The following is a 19498-nucleotide window of genomic DNA, read 5'->3' on the forward strand; positions in this document are numbered from 1 at the left end:
TGACTGAATACAGCGTGCCACACGACAACGGACGGGTGGAACCACTTCATTGCGCAAACTAGATTTGCTCAATGGGGCATGCTCCAAAGCGAACTGCCCTTTCGCGTCAAACCGTCAGAAAGAGCACGAAAGGAACGATCACCCGAGACCCCATTCCGTGGCGAGCGTGAAGCGTGTACTGCGGGCGCCGGCCGATGCCGTCGAGTGATCTATCGGCTACCGCGATGATTTGGATTCAAAACGGCGATTTTTCTTTTGTGCGCGTCGCTCTTAGCATGAAGATGTAGGGAGTCCGGCAAGCGACGTTTCACTATCGATGACGTGCGTTCGCCGGGAAAGAGCGATTTGAAGGGGGTAAGGATGGAGCACAAAGCCCGCACGCAAAACGAGAAGCTCGAAGTCAAGACGACGACCTGCTACATGTGTGCCTGTCGATGCGGCATCCGCGTGCATTTGCGCGACGGTGAGGTGCGCTATATCGACGGCAATCCCGAGCATCCCCTCAACCAGGGCGTGATCTGCGCGAAGGGCTCGTCGGGCATCATGAAGCAGTATTCGCCCGCGCGTCTCACGCAGCCTCTGATGCGCAAGCCGGATGCATTGCGCGGCACGGCGCAGTTCGAGCCGGTGTCATGGGACGTCGCGTTCGACGTGCTCGAAAAGCGTCTCGCGCATATCCGCGCCACCGACCCGAAGAAGTTTGCCCTCTTCACCGGCCGCGACCAGATGCAGGCGTTGACAGGCCTGTTCGCGAAGCAGTTCGGCACGCCGAACTACGCGGCTCACGGCGGCTTCTGCTCGGTCAACATGGCGGCGGGCATGATCTATACGATGGGCGGCTCGTTCTGGGAATTCGGCGGTCCCGATCTCGATCGCGCGAAGCTGTTCTTCATGATCGGCACGGCCGAGGACCATCACTCGAATCCCCTCAAGATCGCGATCTCGAAGTTCAAGCGGGCGGGCGGCCGCTTCATCGCGATCAACCCGGTGCGCACCGGTTACGCGGCGATTGCCGACGAATGGGTGCCGATCCGTCCGGGTACGGATGGCGCGTTGTTCATGGCACTGATGCGTGAGCTGATCGAAAGCAATGCGTATGATCGCGAGTTCGTGGAGCGCTACACGAACGCGGGCGAACTGCTCGACATGCGCGAAGACAGCGACACGCATGGTCTGTTCGTGTGCGACGAAGACGCGCAGGCGTGCAACGCGATGTTCCCGCAGAACCACCTGTGGTGGGACCCCGTCAGCCAGCGCGAAGTGCTGCATCACACGCCGGGTGTGCGGCCGGCGCTCGAAGGGCGCTATGAGCTTGCGGACGGCACGCCCGTCGCGCCTTCGTTCGTGCTGCTGCGCGAACAGCTTGCCGGTTGCACGCCGGAATGGGCATCGGAGATCACCGGCATTCCGGCCGAAACGATCCGGCGTCTTGCGGGCGAAATGGCCGATGTCTCGCGCGATCAGAAGATCACGCTGCCGATCCAATGGACCGATGCCTGGGGTGAAACGCATGAAACCGTGACGGGCGCGCCCATCGCTTTCCACGCGATGCGCGGACTCGCCGGACATTCAAACGGCTTTCAGACGATACGCGCGCTGGCCGTGCTGATGTCGCTGCTCGGCACCATCGACCGGCCGGGCGGCTTCCGGCACAAGTCACCGTATCCGCGCGCGGTGCCGCCGTCGGCCAAACCGCCGAACAGTCCCGACGACGTCAAGCCGAATACGCCGCTTGCGAACGGGCCGCTCGGCTGGCCCGCTGGTCCCGAGGACCTGTTCATCCACGACAACGGCGAGCCCGTGCGTATCGACAAGGCGTTCTCGTGGGAATATCCGCTCGCCGTGCATGGCCTGATGCATAGCGTGATCACGAATGCATGGCGCGGTGATCCATACCCCATCGATACGCTGCTGATCTTCATGGCCAACCTGGCGTGGAACTCATCGATGAACACCGTCGAAGTCCGCAAGATGCTCGCGGACCGCAATGAAGACGGCGAGTATAAGATTCCGTTCATCGTCGTCTGTGACGCGTTTCAGTCGGAGATGACGGCATTCGCCGATCTGATCCTGCCCGACACGACGTACCTCGAACGTTACGACGCGATGTCTATGCTCGACCGTCCGATCTCCGAGTTCGATGGTCCCGTCGATTCCGTGCGCGTGCCCGTCGTGCCGCCGACAGGAGAATGCAAGCCGTTCCAGGAAGTGCTCATCGAACTGGCGAGCCGCCTGAAGTTCCCGGCCTTCACGACGCTGGACGGCCAGCGCAAGTATCGCGGCTATCCCGAGTTCATCGTCAATCATCAGACCGCGCCGGGGTCGGGCGTCGGCTTCCTGATCGGCTGGCGCGGCAAGGACGGCAAGGATGCCCTCGTCGGCGAGCCGAATCCGAAGCAGTGGGAAGAGTACGCGAAGCACAATTGCGTCTATCACTACACGTTGCCCGAGACACTGCAGTACATGCGCAACTGCAACGGGCCATACCTTGATTTCGCGGTCCAAAAGGGCTTTCGCAAGTTCAATACGCCGATCGTGATCGCGCTGTATTCGGACGTGATGCAGAAGTTCAGGCTCGCCGCGCAGGGCAAGACGCAAGGCCGGCAGCCGCCCGATCATCTGCGCGCGCGCATTGCGCAGTATTTCGATCCGCTGCCGTGCTGGCATCTGCCGCTAGAACACGCCGCCACCGATCACGCGCGCTTTCCGCTCGCCGCCGTTACGCAGCGTCCGATGGCGATGTATCACTCGTGGGACTCACAGAACGCGTGGCTGCGCCAGATACACGGCGAGAACTATCTGTACATGAATCCGCGCACGGCCACCGCGCAAGGCATCGAGGACGGCGGGTGGATCTACGTCGAATCGCAATGGGGCAAGGTGCGTTGCATGGCGCGGTACAGCGAGGCCGTCGAGCCGGGCACGGTATGGACGTGGAACGCGATCGGCAAGTCGGCGGGTGCGTGGAATCTCGGCCCCGACGCCAATGAATCGCAGCGCGGGTTCCTGCTGAATCACCTGATCACGGATGAGATTCCCGTCGACGATCCGCGTCATGTCCGCACGTCGAATTCCGATCCCGTGACAGGCCAGGCCGCCTGGTATGACGTGCGTGTGCGCATCTATCCGGCAGAGGCGGACGCCGACCATACCTTGCCGCAGTTCGCGCCGATGCCTGCCACGATGCCCGGCATGGTCGGCACGGGGTCGGGCGGGATGATCCATCGCATCGTGCAGACCTATTTCGCGGGCCGCGGCGAGTTCGCGGCGCGGCTGAAAGCGGTGCAACGGAAGACGACGCAACGTAACTGAACGGGAGCATCGCATGACACAGATGGCGCTCGTGATCGATCTGAACGTCTGCGTGGGCTGCCACGCATGCGTGACGAGCTGCAAGGAGTGGAACACGTCGGGAGAGGCGGGCAGTCTGGCGGATTTTCGTCCGTACGACGCCGATCCGTCCGGCACGTTCTTCAACCGCGTGCAGACCTACGAAGCCGGTGAGTTCCCGCTTACCGACACCATTCATTTTCCGAAGTCGTGCCTGCACTGCGAGGACCCGCCGTGCGTGCCCGTCTGTCCGACCGGGGCAAGCTACAAGCGCAAGGAAGACGGCCTGGTGCTGGTCGACTATGACCGCTGTATCGGCTGCAAGTACTGCGCGTGGGCTTGCCCCTACGGCGCGCGCGAAATCGACGAGAAGCGCAAGGAGATGACCAAATGTACGCTCTGCGTGGACCGCATCCACAACGAGGCGCTGCCCGAGCGCGATCGCAAGCCTGCGTGCGTGCTCGCGTGTCCGACGTCGGCGCGCCTGTTTGGCGATATTCACGATCCGGAATCGATCGTGTCGAAGGCGATCCGCGAACGGGGCGGTTATCAGCTGATGCCGGAGTGGGGCACGCGGCCCGCGAATCACTATCTGCCGCGCCAGAAGGTGTCGGCGTGCAGCAGCGGATCATGTTCGTGCAAGACACCGTCCGAAAGCGACGAAATCGCATCCGTCGAAACGCAGGTCGAACGCGGCGAGCTTCATCTCGCTTCGATCGCGACGCGGGTCTGAAGCAGTACGTCAAGGGAGAGTGGCATGAATCCGGCTTTTTCAGTGGTGTTCCTGACGACGTTGAGCGGGGCGGGGCAAGGGTTACTGATTGCGCTGGTCGGCGTCGAAGCGGCTTTGCGGTTGGGCTTCGGCGATGCAGCCGCGGTGCCGCCCGTCATGTATGTCATCGGCGCGGCGCTGTCGTGCCTGCTTGGTGTGTTGGGGCTCGTCGCGTCGTTCTTTCATCTGGGTCATCCCGAGCGTGCGTGGCGGGCTATTGCGATGTGGCGTACTTCGTGGCTCTCGCGCGAATGCCTGTGCCTGCCGGTGTTTCTCGGATGCACGTTCGCTTATGGCGTCGCGCATGCGTTTGCTTCGCCGTATACGCTCGCGATCGGCGCTGTCGCCGTGATCGCGAGTGCCCTGCTGTTCGTCTGCACGGGGATGATCTACGCGTGTCTGCGCTTCCTCCAGGAATGGGCGACGCCGCTCACGCTGGTCAACTTCGTGATGCTTGGCTGCGCGTCAGGCTTTACGCTCGCGACGGCCTGCGCCGCGCTGCTCGCTCCCGTACTCGTTTCGCCGCTTGCGGTGGCGGCGTGTACGTTGACGCTGACGGGTTGCGTGTCGCGCGGCGCATCGCTGGCGCGCAATGCACGGCTCAGGCCGAAATCAACGGTGCAGAGCGCGACGGGTATTCGCGCTGCGCACGTCGAGCAGAAATCGCGCGGGTTCACGGCGGGCGCATTCAATCTGCGCGAGTTCTTTCATGGCAAGACGCCTCAGACGCTGAAGCGCATCAAGTGGACGTTTATCGTCGCCGGCTTCATCGTGCCATTCGTTCTGGTGGCCTTCGGCGGGAGCGTTCGGTCGATTGGCTTTTCGTTCGCGCTGTTGTGTGCCGCGTCCGCGATACAGTACGCGGGGCTTGTCGCCGAGCGGTGGTTTTTCTTCGCTGAAGCGCGGCATCCGCAGAATCTTTATTATCGGCAGGCATAGGATTCGGCTTTGTTCGCCTGAACCTGCCGGATGCTCGACGGACGCAACTCGGCCTTATGTGAAGCTTTCCACAAGGCCGACGAAGCGCCGTTCCTTGATCTCCGGTCAGGTTCGTTTGATCTCAACTCTTGCGTTTCGCGCGCGTCCCTTCGGGTCAGTGCTGGTCTTGTGTTCGCCTTCATACATCGACGACAGCGCGCCCGTGTAGCCATAGATGCGGCATTTCTTATAGCCGCGCTCAGTGAGCGCTTTCTCAAGCGCTTTGGCGAAGTTTTGTTCGCCCTCGGCGCTGTGGCAGTTGTAGCACTTGATCGTGCCGGAGAAATCTTCTCGAAGGCCGCTTTCGAACAGACGGGTGACAACGTCGGACGCCTTCAGCATGAATGCGAGTTTCTTCGTGCCAGTGTCGTTGCCCTCGTTGAGTTTCACCAACAGTTCCTGATCCATCCTCGACTGATGGATCGGCTTGCCCTGTTCGTCTTTGGTGGCCTCATCAAATATTCCTTCCAGACCGATCAGACTGTGACCGCGAATATAGAGCTGATCGTCCGGACCGAGCGATGCGATCATGGAGTTCGGCGTGCGGGGGATATACCAGCACTCGTGGATGTCGTGGGCCACGGCCCCCTCCAGAACCGCCTTCTTTTTTATTTCTTTAGCGTTGTAGCTGTTGATCCAACCCAGGTTTTTGTTGACGTAGGCACGGCCGGGTCTCCCACCGACGATTGGGGCCTTGATAAAGGGGACAAAAAGTATGCGGCGCGCCATCTCTGACTCCTGCTCCCCGTCGTCGATGCCAAGGTTTTCATGCGCCGGAAGTCACGCTCACCTGGGCCCTTGGAACGGATGTTCGATGCACCGTGGGCCGGCAGCCAACCTCCGTCCCATTGGCGGCCGCGCACACGGAAACCCATCAAAAGCGCGGACCGCTTTCTAGGATAGAAGAACATCCCGAGCGCGGCCAAAAGAACTTGCGCGTAACCGTCACCTCAAGGTACTCGATCGAATCTCGTTCTTCGAGACCGGGCCAGTCCGGATGAGGCCGATCCGTTAGCACTGTCCCGAAGCGGAGATACTTTCGCTTGCGTTGCAATGCTGCCGGGCCGTGCAGCATTGCATGCGGATAAGCCGCCGCAGCTTCTTCGGCATACATATGATGAAACAGGCTCGGGCAGACGTATGTAATTCGGGAAATGTAACGCGAAGAAGCGCGGTAGCCCGCTGCTCGACTGACGCAATCGAACAGAAAGCCGCGCCGGCTCAACGCGGCGAGACGACGATCGCCGCGCGGCGGTTCTGCGCCCGGCCCGCGTCCGTGCGGTTGTCACCCACCGGGTCGCGCTTGCCTTTCCCGATGGCGTAGACACGGCCGGGAGCAAGGCCGATGTCGACGAGTTCGGCCGCCACTGTCTCGGCACGGCGCTCGGACAACCGGAAGTTATAGGCGTTCGTGCCTACTGCGTCGGTGTAGCCGTAGACGCGGACGCTGACAATGCCGACCGACACGAGAGTGTGGCCGATCCGCTCGACGATCCGGCGGACGTCCGGCTTGAGGTCGTAGCGGTCGAAGTCGAACAGGATCGGTTCGCTCGAGCCGAGCTCGAAGCCCTCTTCGGTCTCCTGGAATCCTTCCGACTTGAGCGCGTTGACTTGCGTCTGAGTCAGTCCGCGATAAAGCGGCTGTGTCTGTGTCTGCGTCTGCGTCTGGCAGCCCTCGAGCAGCATGCACAGAAGCATTGCGCTCGCAATGGACATCCGCCAGATGTTTGCAGGAAACCAGTGTCTCATCATCCCATTCCCCTTGAGTGCTTCCGCCTTGCATGCGCTCTTTCGAACTCATCCGTTATCCCGGCAGCTACGCCAGGCGTTGGCTTCAGGCCGGTCCGGCGACGCCTTCGGCAAACTGCCACGAGCCAGGTCGCGCGCGCTTGGCCCGGTACATCGCCGCATCGGCGGCGCGCAGCAAGCCGACGGCGTCGCCCGCATGATCGGGATATAGCGCAACGCCGATGCTGATCATGGTGGCCACCGTGCGGCCATCGGGCAAAACGATCATCGGCGCCATGCTGGCCAGCAGGCCCTCGGCAATACGGCCCGCGCTTGCCGCTTCGCGCATTGGCGCCAGCATCACGGCGAATTCGTCGCCACCGAGGCGCGCGACCAGATCGATCTCGCGCAACTGCGTGCGCAGCCGCGCCCCGATGCCGACCAGCACCACGTCGCCGGCTTCGTGGCCGAGGCAGTCATTGATCTCCTTGAAACGGTCACAGTCGAGATATAGCACAGCGACCCGCTGGCCCGTGACCGCGGCGGCGCTGAGGGCGCTCGCGAGGCGCGACTCGAACTGAACGCGGTTGGGTAGACCCGTGAGGGCGTCGTGGTTGGCCTGGTGTTCGAGCGCCACGTTTGCTTCGCGCAGGTTGTTTTGCCAGTCTTCGAACTCGTCGAGCAAGGCGTTGAAGTCGTCGCCGAGCTCGTTCAGTTCCGCGATCGCCACAGGCTCGACCCGCTGCCCGAACGCGCGCTCGCGCCGCACCGCGTGGGCGACGCGGGCCAGCGCGCGCAGCGGCGCGACGATATTGCGCAGCAGGCGCTGCGAGCTGACATAGGCGCCAAGCACGCTGACGGCAAGGCAGGCCAGGATGCCGCCGATGCCACCGAGCAGGAAGCCGAAGAACTGGTGACCCTGTCCGCGCACTTCGACCTGCCCGACGACGATGCCGTCGTGCAGCACCCGTATGGTCACGGGCCCGGGCAAGGCAATGTCGGCGACGTCCCGCTCGAGCCTTGCGATCGCACTTCCGGCGGGCAACTGCCACGCCGCGAACGGCAAGCCCTTGCCATCTGTGACGATGACCTCGGCCACGTCCTCCTTGTTAGCGATCAGCGCGATCGCCTCGGCCGCCGCGACGCGATCGCCGAACACCAGTGCTGCCTCGACCGTATAGCCGAGCGAGCGGACCAGCAGATTCAGGTTATTGCCGGCATAGGCACGTAGCGCGATCACGGCGACGAGGATCAACGACACGGCGGCCATCGCGATGGCGACGAAGGCGAGGCGCAGGTGCGCGCGGCGCAACACGCTCTGCAACGTCGGGCGCGGAGGGGAAGCGGGGGCGGCGGCCTGTCTCATGGCGTCAGCGCCGGCCGGGCGAGCTTGAGCACATTCGGGTGAACCCGTACGCCGCTGCGCGCCACGGCGTCGAGATTGATCTCGAAGGTGACGCGTTCGCCATCGACATTGAGGCAGAACATGCTGCCGACGGCGCAGGACGGGTTGTGTTCCGAGATGGTCAGCACCGGGTGGCCCACCACGGCGGCTCTGATCTGCTCTCTCTCATCGTCGCTCAGATTGCCGAAATAGACGACGTCGCAGCGTGTACCGATGGCGGGGTCACCAAAGCCGATGCGCTGCACGTCGAGCGGCGTCGAGCCGACCTGCAGCGTGTCGACCAGACCGTGGGCGTAGTCGGGGCGGCCCGTCACGCACATGCGCAGGCGGGTTGGCGGCGTGGGCCAGCGCGTGAAGCTCACGATGCCTAGCACGGCCTGGCGTACGGCGGCGTCGCTCGGTGAAATGGCGGGTTCGGGCTGGCTCGCGCTGTTGACGGCGGGCGCGGCGCTGGCTGGACCGGCTGCATTGGCGGGTGTCTCGGCGAGCGCGGCCGGTGCCGCGCTCAGCGCGCAGGCCATTGCGAGCAAGGCATTGCACGGCGAGGCGGCCCAGCCACGCCAACCGGACGTCGGCTGCGCAGCGACCATCGCCGCGCCCCTTGGCGTGGTCGCCGCCGCACGAAAGGCAGACGTCGCGCGCACCCTCATATGCATGATGAAACACTCGATGGCGTCAATCCAGGCGCTGCAGTCAGGCTCCCGTCATTCGCGGGCCTGCACCATGTTACGCGCACGGAAGTTCATGTTATGCACAAAGTCGCGCGACCAACCGTATCGCCTGTAACACGCATACGATTATTGTTCACAGCGAGCCATTCAACAGGCACTGTCGCGTTAAATTGTTCGCGACGTAGTATTGCTGGGGCCGACCTCCTTCCCGGAAGCCAGCCGGATTCTGGGTGAGATCAGTGAAGCGATGCCAGGCAGCGAAGCGTTCGCCGGGTTGTTTTCGATAGAGTGAAGCTCGCAGCAAATGGCGCTTTATCGCAAAGTGCTGGCGGATTGGACCGAAGCTCGACAAGAAAGCTTGCGTGCGCTCGGGGGTCTGGTGGCGGAACGGCCTATCCGCACATGCCTCCTGCCTCGCGCACAGGCAGGTGAAGGATTGATCGTAGACCGGCGAACAGGGTGGCGCATCCGTGGCCTGGGGAATGCTTTGCAAAGCCGTCAGGCCAACCGTCTGCTGGCGGAAAGTTAAAGTTTGGCTCCCGCATTCCGATATATGTACCAGACAGTTAAAATTTTCCTGACCTTGCACCGGGTGCGCCCCGATTAAAATGAAAGTCTCGACCAAGCTCCTTATCCTTGTCAGCGTTGCGCTGGCGGGCGTTATCGGTGTCGCTGCAATTGCCCTTTCGCAACTTGATCGTGCGCTTATCGACGGCCGTAAAGCGCAGATCGTCACACTGCTGACCAAGGCCGAGCATCTGACCCTGTACTACCAGTCGCTCGAAACGAGCGGCAAGATGAATCGCGCCGACGCGCAAGCCGCCGCGAAAACAGCGCTGAGCCAACTCAACGCGGACACCAAAAGCTACTACTGGGTGACCGATACCGACAGCATCAATCTGGTTCATCCCAACCCACGCCTGATCGGCACCAAGACGGGCGGCAACAAAACGACAGAGGGTAATCTGACCGACACCCAGGCATACAAGCAGGGGCTGGCGAGCAATCACATTGCCCTCGTCGACGTGCTGATCAAGCGTACTCAGGACGGTCCACTTGAGGCGAAGCTGCAAGGTGTGGTCGACATCCCGGCATGGGGTTGGTGGATCGGCACAGGATTTTTCTACGACGACATCAACGCAGCGTACTGGAAGCTTGCAAAGACCTTGATGAGCATCTCCCTTGTGATCCTGCTCGCCGTTGGGACGATGGCCTGGTTCATGACTCGCGGCGTGTATCGCGCTCTCGGCGGTGAACCGTCAGACGCCGCGGCGTTTGCTGCGCAGATTGCCGCAGGCAACCTCGCGTCTGAGATCAGGCTCGCGCCATCGGATCGCTCAAGCCTGCTCTATGCATTGAGTGAAATGCGCCTGAAACTTCGCGATGTGGTGCGCGACATTCAGCGTTCGAGTGATTCGATTGCAACCGGTTCGGGAGAAATCGCTCAAGGCAATATCGACCTGTCGCAACGCACTGAAGAGCAAGCGGCATCGCTGGAAGAAACGGCCGCGAGCATGGAGCAATTGACGGCCACCGTAAAGCAGAACGCGGACAACGCAAGGCAGGCAAGCGAACTGGCCGTCCTCGCGTCTGACGCGACCGGGCGCGGCGGTCAGGCCGTCGATGAAGTCATCGGCACCATGCGAACGATCGCGGACGAATCGCGCAAGATCGGCGAGATCATCGGCGTAATAGAAGGTATCGCGTTCCAGACCAACATTCTTGCATTGAACGCGGCCGTCGAAGCCGCGCGCGCGGGCGAGGAAGGACGCGGCTTTGCCGTCGTCGCGGGCGAAGTAAGGACGCTGGCGCAACGCAGCGCGTCCGCGGCCAAGGACATCAAGGAACTCATAGGCTCGTCGGTGGCGCGCGTGGACGACGGTACGAGCCAGGTCGCAATCGCCGGAGAGCGGATGAGCGAGATCGTGCAGTCCATCAAGCGTGTCAGCGGCATCATGGGCGAGATTGCAGCCGCGTCCGTCGAGCAGAGCACGGGTATCGAGCAGGTGAATCGCGCTGTTTCGCAGATGGATGAAGTCACCCAGCAGAACGCGGCACTTGTCGAAGAAGCTGCGGCGGCGGCTGCGTCGCTTGATGAACAGGCTGCAAAGTTGCGGGCGACCGTGGGGATATTCGAGCTTTAAAGAGAATTGGCTCCGTGCCCTTTCTTCGCTATCTGACTCGAAATCTACGTCGTCCGAAATATCGGTTGTAGTAGGGAACTTCAGAGCAACGGGGACTTGCAACCGTCACGACGAGGGTTTGCTCGCGAAGTGCCCCTTCGATCGATCGCGTGTCTGGCCGATCGCTACTCCAGCGTCCGTATCGAGTTGCTGATACCTCTCGCGCAGTCGATAACGGCAGGGGCGAGCTTCTGACGCGCGTCTTCGAAAGTCCATCTGCTTGTGGGAGCAACCACATGCACGGCAGCAACCGGGCGCCCCTGGCTGCCGATCACGGGCGCCGCGATCGACATATCGCCGATGAACAGTTCCTCGCGGTTCGTCGCATAGCCTTGCTGGCGCGCCTCGGTGAGCCGCTCGCCTAGCGCAGCGAGGTCCGTCACGGTGTTCGCCGTGAACGCGACCCGGTCCATCTGTTCCAGACGCACAAGCGCTTCTTCCGCGGGCAATGCGCTCAGATACGCGCGGCCGCTGCCTGTGCAATACATCGGGATACGACTGCCGATCGGCATGTGGATCGGCACGAACTTGGTCGACACGAAGCGTGACACGTAGACCATCTCGTCGTCGTCTGGCTCGGTCAGGTTCGTCGTTTCGCCCGTGATGTTCGTAAGTTCCGACAGGAATGGATTGGCGACGTCGATCAAGGTGTCGGCGGCGAGATAGTTGAAGCCGATTTGCATCACGCGCGGCGTGAGCTGATAGCGGCGTGTCAAGGGATGCTTGCGGATATAGCCGAGCTTTTCGAGCGTGTAGACCATCCGCTGCGCCGAACTTTTCGACATCGACGTCGACTCCGCGACTTCCGCCAGCGTCATCGTTCGGCGCTTTGCGCTGAACGCGCGCAGCACATTCAAACCCTTCTCCAGCGATTGATTGAAGAGCAGGTCGGAGCCGTTTCCGGCGGCGCTGTCGGAAGGCGAAAGGTCCATCGTCGTCTCAGTGGTGAACTCGATATTGCATCATAGCGTATCGAATATCGATACGCAAAAATCTCTTTGCGATTTTTTTGATTCGATTATCATGATTTCGCGGTCACAAAACGAAATCCGCCAGCGGTCGTACTGACGCGCCGGCTCCCGTCTGGAGATATGCATGGTCACGTTTGCCAAACGCTTCACCCTGTTTGCTGCTGGTCTCGCCGCCTGTTTCGCGATTTCGTCGGGTGCCGCGCGCGCCGCCGAGCCTGTCTACAAGGTTGGCGCAACGGCCACGGGTGTGCCGTTCACGTTTCTCGACGTGAAGTCGAATTCGATCCAGGGGATGATGGTCGACGCCATCGACGCGGCCGGCCGCGCAGCCGGCTTCAAGGTCGAGGTGCAACAGAACGTGTTCTCGGCGCTGATTCCGTCGTTGACCACGCAGAAGATCGACATCATTTCCGCGGCGATGCTCAAGACGCCGGCGCGCCAGCAGATCGTTGACTTCTCCGACACCGTCTATTCGTATGGCGAAGGTCTGGTCGTGAAGGCCGACGACAAAGGCCATTACACGTCGATGGACGACTTCAAGGGCGAAGTGGTCGGCGCGCAGGTCGGCACCGCGTTCGTCGATGCGCTCAACAAGAAGGGCATTTTCAAGGAAGTCCGCACCTACGATTCCGTCGCGGACATCATGCGCGACGTCGCACTGGGCCGCATCAAGGCAGGCTTCGCGGATCAACCCATCGTCGCGTATCAGTTGCAGCAGGGTGCCAACACGCAGGTGCGGCTCGTGCCCGAGTATCAGTCGGCTGTGAAAGGACAGGTGTGCTTCATCGTGCGCAAAGGCGACACGGCAACACTGGAACAGCTGAATAGCGCGATCAGGAAGATGAAGGCCGACGGCACGCTGCAGCAGATTCTGCAGAAGTGGCACATGAGCTGAACGACACGGCGTATCGCTGCATTCGAACCTGTCAGCGTGTGAACGCACGCGGACGATCTGCCAAGCGTGTCAGGAGGCGCGATGTTTTTGCAGAACGCAATCGACTTTCTGCCGATCCTGCTGAAGGGCGCAGTCATCACCATCGAGATCACGGCCTGCGCATTCGTGCTCAGCTCGATTCTTGGTCTCGCGCTCGCGCTGCTGAAGGTGTCGCGTAATCGCGCGGCATCGACGTTCGGCAGCACGGTGATCAATCTGATCCGCGGGCTGCCCATCATCGTGCAGCTTTTCTATATCTATTTCGTGCTGCCCGACATGGGCGTGCAACTGTCGGCGTTTCAGGCGGGCGTGATCGGTCTGGGCATCGCGTATTCGGCGTATCAGGCGGAGAACTTCCGCGCGGGCATCGAGGCGATCGATCACGGGCAGATTGAAGCTGCGCACGCGATCGGCATGCGCGGTCCGCTCATCATGCGGCGCGTGGTGCTGCCACAGGCGTTCAGGATCGCGCTGCCGCCATACGGCAACACGCTCGTGATGTTGCTGAAGGATTCATCCGTTGCTTCGACGATTACCGTTGCCGAAATTACGCGCGCGGGACAGCTGATTGCGTCGTCGACGTTCCAGAACATGACGGTGTACACGCTTGTCGCGCTGCTCTACCTGGTGCTGAGCCTGCCGCTGATGTTCAGCGTCAACCAGCTTGGCAAGCGACTCGCCGTGAGGAAAAGCCGATGATCGAGATCAACGGAATACACAAGCGATTTCACAATCAGGAAGTGCTCAAGGGCGTGAGCCTGAGCGTGAAGGCCGGGGAAGTGGTGTGCCTGATCGGGCCGTCTGGTTCGGGTAAATCGACGGTGCTGCGCTGTATCAACGGTTTCGAAACCTACGATGCGGGCTCGATCACCATTGATGGCGTGCGTGTCGATGCGCACGCGAAGAACATCCACGAATTGCGCATGCGCGTGGGCATGGTGTTCCAGCGCTTCAATCTGTTCGCGCATCGCACGGCCCTCGAAAACGTGATGGAAGGGCCCGTGTACGTGCGCCGCACGCCTGTGGCCCAGGCGCGCGAACAGGCGCGGCAACTACTCGACAAGGTGGGGCTGTCGCATCGGATGAATGCGTACCCGGCGGAACTGTCGGGCGGACAGCAGCAGCGTGTGGCGATTGCACGCGCGCTCGCAATGGAGCCGGAAGCCTTGCTGTTCGACGAACCGACCTCGGCGCTCGACCCGGAGCTTGTCGGCGAAGTGCTGAACGTGATGCGCTCGCTCGCACGGGACGGCATGACGATGGTGGTCGTCACGCATGAGATGGCGTTTGCGCGCGAAGTGGCCGATCGCGTGTGCTTCCTGCACGGCGGCACGATCTGCGAAACGGGTCCGGCGCGCGACGTGCTGACCGACCCGAAGCATCCGCGTACGCAGGAATTCTTGCGGCGTCTGCTTTCTTCCAGCGACGCTCACGCTACTGCCAACCAGAACTGAACATGATCGAAGTGAATGAAGGGGCCGCGTTGCCCGATTCGCTGTGGGCCGCGACAGCGCAGCCTGCGCCCGACACGCCGCCGCTGCGCGAGTCGGCATCCGTCGATGTGGCGATCGTCGGCGCGGGCTTTACCGGTTTGTCCACGGCTTTGCATCTGGCCGAACGTGGCGTGAAAGCGTGCGTGCTCGACGCGGCCGAGCCCGGCTGGGGTGCGTCGGGCCGCAACGGCGGGCAGGTGATTCCGGGCCTCAAGTACGATCCCGACGAACTCGTGCGGCGCTTCGGCGAAACGGCGGGCAACCGGCTGGTCGAAACAGTCGGCGCGGCAGCCGATAACGTCTTCGATCTGATCGGCAAGTACGGCATCGAATGCGAAGCGGTGCGCCGCGGGTGGATTCAACCCGCGCCATCGACGGCGATGCTCGAAACCGTGACGCGCCGAGCGCGGCAATGGGCGGCGCGCGGCGTCGAGGTCAGTCTGCTCGATGCCGCACAGGTGTCGCAACGGCTGGGTACGAAGAGCTATATCGGCGGATGGGTTGATCATCGCGCGGGCAGCATCCAGCCGCTCAGTTATGTTCGCGGCCTTACGCGTGCGGCGCAAGGGCTGGGCGTGGCGATTCATGGACGCACCTCGGTGACGCGGCTCTCGCGTAACGCGCGCGGCTGGCGCCTCGAGACGCAGGGCGGAGCGAGCGTCGAAGCGCAGCGTGTCGTGATCGCCACCAACGGTTATACGGGCGCGCTGTGGCCGGGCTTGCGGCAATCGGTGATCGCGGCGAACAGCTTTATCGTCGCGACGCAGCCGTTGCCGCGCGGAATCGGCGACGACATTCTGCGCGGCGGCGAGGTCGCGTCGGATTCACGCCGTCTGCTGCTGTACTTCCGGCGCGATGCGGCGGGCCGTCTCTTGATGGGCGGGCGAGGACCGTTTTCCGAGCCACGCGCGAACGGCGACTGGGCACACCTGGAACGCGCCGTGGAACTGATGTACCCGCAACTGAAGGGGATAAGCTATGAATATCGATGGGCGGGGCGTGTTGCAATCACCGCGGATTTTCTGCCGCACATTCATGAACCCGCACCTGGGCTGAGCATCGCGCTGGGCTATAACGGACGCGGCATCGCGATGGCCACAACGGTCGGCAAGCACCTGGCCGAACGCATGTGTGGGGAATCGCCTGCGTCATTCCCATTTGCAGTGACACCGGTCAGGTCGATTCCGTTTCATGGCCTGCAGCGCTTTTACATCACGGCTGGTGTCGCGTGGTATCGCTTGATGGACGCCGTCGCGTAACGCGGATTTGATTCGAATTCAATGAGTCGCCGCGACGGCTTCGGCGGTGCGCCCGGCGAGTCCTACGCGGCGATCGAGGCTGCCGCTCCACGCCGTCAATCCGAACGCCAGCACGGTCACGGCAGCGGCGATCCACGGCGTGTGGCCCAGCCCCAGGTGCGCGACGATCACGCCACCCAGCGACGACCCGCCCGCCACGCCGAGATTGAACGCCGCGATGTTGAAGCCCGACGCGACATCCGTTGCTTGCGGCGCGAACTGCTGCGCCTGCTTGACGACATAGACCTGAAGACCGGGCACGTTGCCGAACGCGACCGCACCCCACGCGAGCATGGTCAGCACGGCGAGCCACGCGTTGTGCGACGTGAACGTGAACACCAGCAGCACGGCAGCGAGCAGAAGGAATATCCGCTTCAATGCTTTCACAGGTCCTTGCGCGTCGGCGAGTTTGCCGCCCCACACGTTGCCGACCGCGACGGAAACACCATACGCGACGAGCACCATGCTGACCTGCGACGGCGTGAATCCCGTGATCTGTTCGAGAATCGGTGCCATGAACGTGAACGCGATCAGCGAGCCGCCGTAACCGACGGCCGTCATCGCATACACCAGCAAGAGGCGCGGATGAACGATCACGCGAGCCTGCTGGCTGAGCGGTGCCGGACGCTTGTGCGGCAGGTTGTTCGGCATGAAGAACAACGCGCCAAGCATCGCGATGAAGCCGAACAGCGCGACGACGAGAAACGTCGCGCGCCAGCCGAAATGCTGGCCGATGAACGTGCCAAGCGGAATGCCCGCGACGAACGCGACGGTCATGCCGCTGAACATCGTGGCGATGGCGCTCGCGGACTTTTCTTTCGGCACGAGCGTTGTCGCGATGATCGAGCCGACCGAGAAGAACACGCCGTGCGCGAGCCCCGTCAGAATGCGCGCAACGACAAGCGATTCATACGAAGGCGCGCGCCACGCAACCAGATTGCCGATCGTGAAGAGCGCCATTAGCGCGATCAGCAAGGTCTTGCGCGGCACGCGCCCTGTCAGGGCGGTCAACAGCGGTGCGCCGATCGCTACGCTCAACGCATACAGACTGACGAGCAGACCTGCGGAGGGGAGCGTGACGCCGAGATCGGCGGCGATTGTCGGGATGAGTCCGACGATGACGAACTCGGTGGTCCCGATTGCAAAGGCGCTGAGCGTCAGCGCAAAGAGGGCAAGTGGCATGGTCGTCTACCAGGAAGCATGATTGAAAGGCTTTAACGGATGGACGAAGTGTGCCCGCTTTACTTTTGCAGAAAAACTGGTCTATAAATGAAACACTTTTGATTTCAGATCAAGTATGAAAGTTACTCTCGACGAACTGCAAACCTTCGCGGCCGTAGTCGACACGGGCTCGATCACGGCCGCTGCCGAGCAACTGGAGCAGACCGTTTCCGGCGCGAGCCGCACCTTGGGACGACTCGAGGAAAAGCTGCAAACCACGCTGCTGCGCCGGACCACACGACGCCTCGAACTGACGGAAGAGGGCAAGGCGTTTCTGCAAAACGCGCGCGAGATCATCGATGCAGTTGAGAACGCCGAAGAGCAACTCGCCGCACGGCGCGAGCGGCCTTCCGGACGGTTGCGCGTCGACGCGGCCACGCCGTTCATGCTGCACGTGATCGTGCCGCTCATTGCGGGTTATCGCGCGCGCTATCCGCAGGTCGAACTGGAACTGAACAGCAACGAAGGCATCATCGATCTGCTCGAACGCCGCACCGACGTCGCGATCCGGATTGGACGGCTCAAAGATTCGACGTTGCATAGCCGGCCGGTGGGCAGCAGTCGCATCCGGGTGCTGGCTACGCCCGAGTATCTGAAGGCACATGGTCATCCGAAACGCGTGGACGACCTCGCGAAGCACTCGCTGCTGGGATTTACGCAGCCCGAGTCGCTCAACGTCTGGCCGCTGGTCGGGCCGGACAACGAACTGTATCGGATCGAGCCAGCCATCTCGTCGTCAAGCGGCGAAACGCTGCGGCAACTGGCGCTGGAGAGTGCGGGCATCGTTTGCCTGTCCGATTTCATGACGGGCCGCGACCGTCGCGAAGGCCGGCTCGTCCAGCTTTTTGCGCGGCAGACTCAGGATGTGCGGCAACCGATCAACGCCGTCTACTATCGCAACACGGCGATATCGGCGCGCATTGCCTCGTTCGTCGATTATCTGGCTGAGGCGGCGAAGACGACGGAGTTCGCGCGCTAGCCTTCCTGGCGGTCTTTGCTTTATCTCTCTGCAAAATCCCTTCTCGCTTCACTACCTATTGTTGTCGTGCAGGCAACATGGTGAACGCGTTCACGGTGCTTCTGGCGTTCGATCTCCAAACCTACAATCCGTCTCGACGATGGTCGCATGAGCAATGTCGCCAACGTCGATCAGGCGCGTTCGCCAACGTTTTCCGCAAGCGTTTTTGCGCCTGTCGTCGACTTCGCAACTCTCTAAACGAAGGCAATATCATGTCGCAGAAGATCCTGATTGTGGGTGCTGGCTTTGCCGGCGTGTGGGGCGCGCTAGGCGCCGCTCGCGTGCTCGATGGCGCAGGTGTGAGAAGCAGCGACGTTGAAATCACGTTGATTTCGCCGAAGCCCGAACTGCAGATCCGCCCGCGTATGTACGAGGCCGAGCCGCAGAAGATGGCTGCGCCGCTGCTGCCGCTGCTCGATGCCATCGGTGTGAAGTATGTCGAAGGCAGCGTCGACGGCATTTCGGTTCAGGACAGGACGGTGAGCGTCGTGTCGGGCAACGGACAAAAGCGTTCGCTCGCGTATGACCGCCTGCTGCTGACGAGCGGCAGCAAACTCAGCAGGCCGCCTGTTCCGGGTCTGGAGCACGCGTTCTCGGTGGACCGTATCGAGGATGCAGTGGAACTCGATAACCATCTCGACGCGCTGGCGAAGCTGCCCGCTTCACCCGCCCGCAATACGGTGGCCGTGGTTGGCTGCGGATTCACGGGCATCGAAGTCGCAACGGAACTGCCGAAGCGGTTGCGCGAGAAGTTCGGCGCGGACGCGGCGATTCGCGTCGTGGTGATCGGCACGCAAGATGAGATTGGTCCGGATCTCGGGCCGAATCCCCGTCCGTTCGTCGCCGAAGCCTTTGAATCGCTCGGCGTCGAGGCGGTGCTGGGCTCGGGCGTGGTGTCCGTCGATGCAGGTGGCGTTCGCACGGCGTCGGGCCAACGCATCGAAGCGAGCACGGTGATCTGGGCGGGCGGCATGCGCGCGAGCCCGCTGGCCGCGCAGGTGTCGTCGAATCTCGACCCGCTCGGACGCGTCGAAGTGGCGCCGGATTTGCGCGTGCCCGAAGCGCCCAACGTATTCGTCGCGGGTGACGTCGCGAAAGCGTTGACCGACGACAGCGGCCGCTACGCGCTGATGTCCTGTCAGCACGCCATCGTGATGGGCCAATTCGGCGGACACAACGTCGCGGCGGATCTGCTCGGCGTGCCGACGCTGGCGTATCGCCAGCCGTTCTACGCCACGTGCGTCGATCTCGGCGAATGGGGTGCCGTCTATTCGGAAGGCTGGGATCGACAGATCAAGCTGACGCACGCCGAAGGGAAGGCGCGCAAGCAGATGATCAACACGCAGTGGATCTATCCGCCGGCGCCGAATCGCGCAGAGGCATTGGCAGCGGGTAATCCGCAAGCGTCTTTCGGCTAAGCCGTTAGTGCCGCCCGAGCCGTAGCGGCGAGGGCGGCGAATGCATGTTGCACTTTCTGTCTTTTCAATGGAGCGCAC

16 protein-coding genes and 1 pseudogene are annotated in these 19498 nt (G+C 62.3%); 10 read left to right on the forward strand and 7 right to left on the reverse strand.

All coding sequences use genetic code 11. From position 1 onward, the window contains the following. Positions 1-360: 360 nt before the first annotated feature. From BLT65_RS24695 to BLT65_RS24705, 3 genes are read left to right on the forward strand one after another with little or no spacing between them, the layout of a single operon-like run. Entirely contained in the window at positions 361-3312 is a 2952-nt protein-coding gene (locus tag BLT65_RS24695) for a molybdopterin oxidoreductase family protein (protein ID WP_091782075.1), read from the forward strand. Between the two features lie 13 nt (positions 3313-3325). Further along, a complete protein-coding gene (locus BLT65_RS24700) occupies positions 3326-4063 on the forward strand; it encodes a 4Fe-4S dicluster domain-containing protein (protein WP_091782078.1) in 738 nt (245 codons plus the stop codon). Between the two features lie 24 nt (positions 4064-4087). Next, positions 4088-5041, forward strand: a complete 954-nt coding sequence (locus tag BLT65_RS24705) for a dimethyl sulfoxide reductase anchor subunit family protein (RefSeq protein WP_091782081.1) — start codon at positions 4088-4090, stop codon at positions 5039-5041. A gap of 105 nt (positions 5042-5146) precedes the next feature. Here the strand turns inward: BLT65_RS24705 and BLT65_RS24710 are convergent, their stop codons facing one another. The 5 genes and pseudogenes from BLT65_RS24710 to BLT65_RS24730 form a co-directional block, all read right to left on the reverse strand. Further along, a complete protein-coding gene (locus BLT65_RS24710) occupies positions 5147-5809 on the reverse strand; it encodes a hypothetical protein (RefSeq protein ID WP_229516714.1) in 663 nt (220 codons plus the stop codon). Between the two features lie 492 nt (positions 5810-6301). After that, entirely contained in the window at positions 6302-6829 is a 528-nt protein-coding gene (gene yfiB, locus BLT65_RS24715) for an outer membrane lipoprotein YfiB (RefSeq protein ID WP_091782275.1), read from the reverse strand. A gap of 85 nt (positions 6830-6914) precedes the next feature. After that, positions 6915-8174 (reverse strand): diguanylate cyclase DgcN/YfiN, encoded by a 1260-nt coding sequence (gene dgcN, locus BLT65_RS24720; protein ID WP_091782084.1) that lies wholly within the window; start codon positions 8172-8174, stop codon positions 6915-6917. Continuing rightward, positions 8171-8869 carry a regulatory sequestration protein YfiR gene (gene yfiR, locus BLT65_RS24725; protein ID WP_091782087.1) on the reverse strand — a complete coding sequence of 233 codons (699 nt, stop codon included), beginning with the start codon at positions 8867-8869 and terminating at the stop codon, positions 8171-8173. The genes dgcN and yfiR overlap by 4 nt, the downstream gene beginning before the upstream one ends. A 232-nt stretch (positions 8870-9101) precedes the next feature. Further along, positions 9102-9257 (reverse strand): annotated as a pseudogene (locus tag BLT65_RS24730) (IS6 family transposase); the annotation flags it as partial. A 235-nt stretch (positions 9258-9492) separates the two neighbouring features. Between BLT65_RS24730 and BLT65_RS24735 the strand changes: the two are divergent. Further along, a complete protein-coding gene (locus BLT65_RS24735; protein WP_042305628.1) occupies positions 9493-11028 on the forward strand; it encodes a methyl-accepting chemotaxis protein in 1536 nt (511 codons plus the stop codon). Positions 11029-11192: 164 nt separating this feature from the next. Here the strand turns inward: BLT65_RS24735 and BLT65_RS24740 are convergent, their stop codons facing one another. Further along, positions 11193-11999 carry an IclR family transcriptional regulator gene (locus BLT65_RS24740; protein WP_091782090.1) on the reverse strand — a complete coding sequence of 269 codons (807 nt, stop codon included), beginning with the start codon at positions 11997-11999 and terminating at the stop codon, positions 11193-11195. 163 nt (positions 12000-12162) lie between these two features. Between BLT65_RS24740 and BLT65_RS24745 the strand changes: the two genes are divergently transcribed. From BLT65_RS24745 to BLT65_RS24760, 4 genes are all read left to right on the forward strand, one after another. After that, a complete protein-coding gene (locus tag BLT65_RS24745; protein ID WP_042305626.1) occupies positions 12163-12933 on the forward strand; it encodes an ABC transporter substrate-binding protein in 771 nt (256 codons plus the stop codon). Between the two features lie 81 nt (positions 12934-13014). Next, positions 13015-13671, forward strand: coding sequence for an amino acid ABC transporter permease (locus tag BLT65_RS24750; RefSeq protein ID WP_042305625.1), 657 nt, complete (start codon positions 13015-13017; stop codon positions 13669-13671). Beyond that, a complete protein-coding gene (locus BLT65_RS24755) occupies positions 13668-14426 on the forward strand; it encodes an amino acid ABC transporter ATP-binding protein (protein ID WP_042305624.1) in 759 nt (252 codons plus the stop codon). The genes BLT65_RS24750 and BLT65_RS24755 overlap by 4 nt, the downstream gene beginning before the upstream one ends. A gap of 2 nt (positions 14427-14428) precedes the next feature. Further along, positions 14429-15724: an NAD(P)/FAD-dependent oxidoreductase gene (locus tag BLT65_RS24760; RefSeq protein WP_091782093.1), complete on the forward strand. Its 1296-nt coding sequence runs from the start codon at positions 14429-14431 to the stop codon at positions 15722-15724. Positions 15725-15742: 18 nt separating this feature from the next. Here the strand turns inward: BLT65_RS24760 and BLT65_RS24765 are convergent, their stop codons facing one another. After that, positions 15743-16945: an MFS transporter gene (locus tag BLT65_RS24765; RefSeq protein ID WP_091782096.1), complete on the reverse strand. Its 1203-nt coding sequence runs from the start codon at positions 16943-16945 to the stop codon at positions 15743-15745. 115 nt (positions 16946-17060) lie between these two features. Between BLT65_RS24765 and BLT65_RS24770 the strand changes: the two genes are divergently transcribed. Both BLT65_RS24770 and BLT65_RS24775 read left to right on the forward strand, forming a co-directional pair. Further along, the gene (locus BLT65_RS24770) at positions 17061-17963 is read left to right on the forward strand and encodes a LysR family transcriptional regulator (protein ID WP_079490514.1); all 903 of its coding nucleotides are present in this window, start codon (positions 17061-17063) and stop codon (positions 17961-17963) included. 251 nt (positions 17964-18214) lie between these two features. Beyond that, the gene (locus BLT65_RS24775) at positions 18215-19420 is read left to right on the forward strand and encodes an NAD(P)/FAD-dependent oxidoreductase (RefSeq protein WP_091782099.1); all 1206 of its coding nucleotides are present in this window, start codon (positions 18215-18217) and stop codon (positions 19418-19420) included. Positions 19421-19498: the final 78 nt, after the last annotated feature.

The sequence above is a fragment of the Paraburkholderia steynii genome, assembly GCF_900100565.1.
GTDB classification, from domain to species: Bacteria; Pseudomonadota; Gammaproteobacteria; order Burkholderiales; family Burkholderiaceae; genus Paraburkholderia; species Paraburkholderia terrae.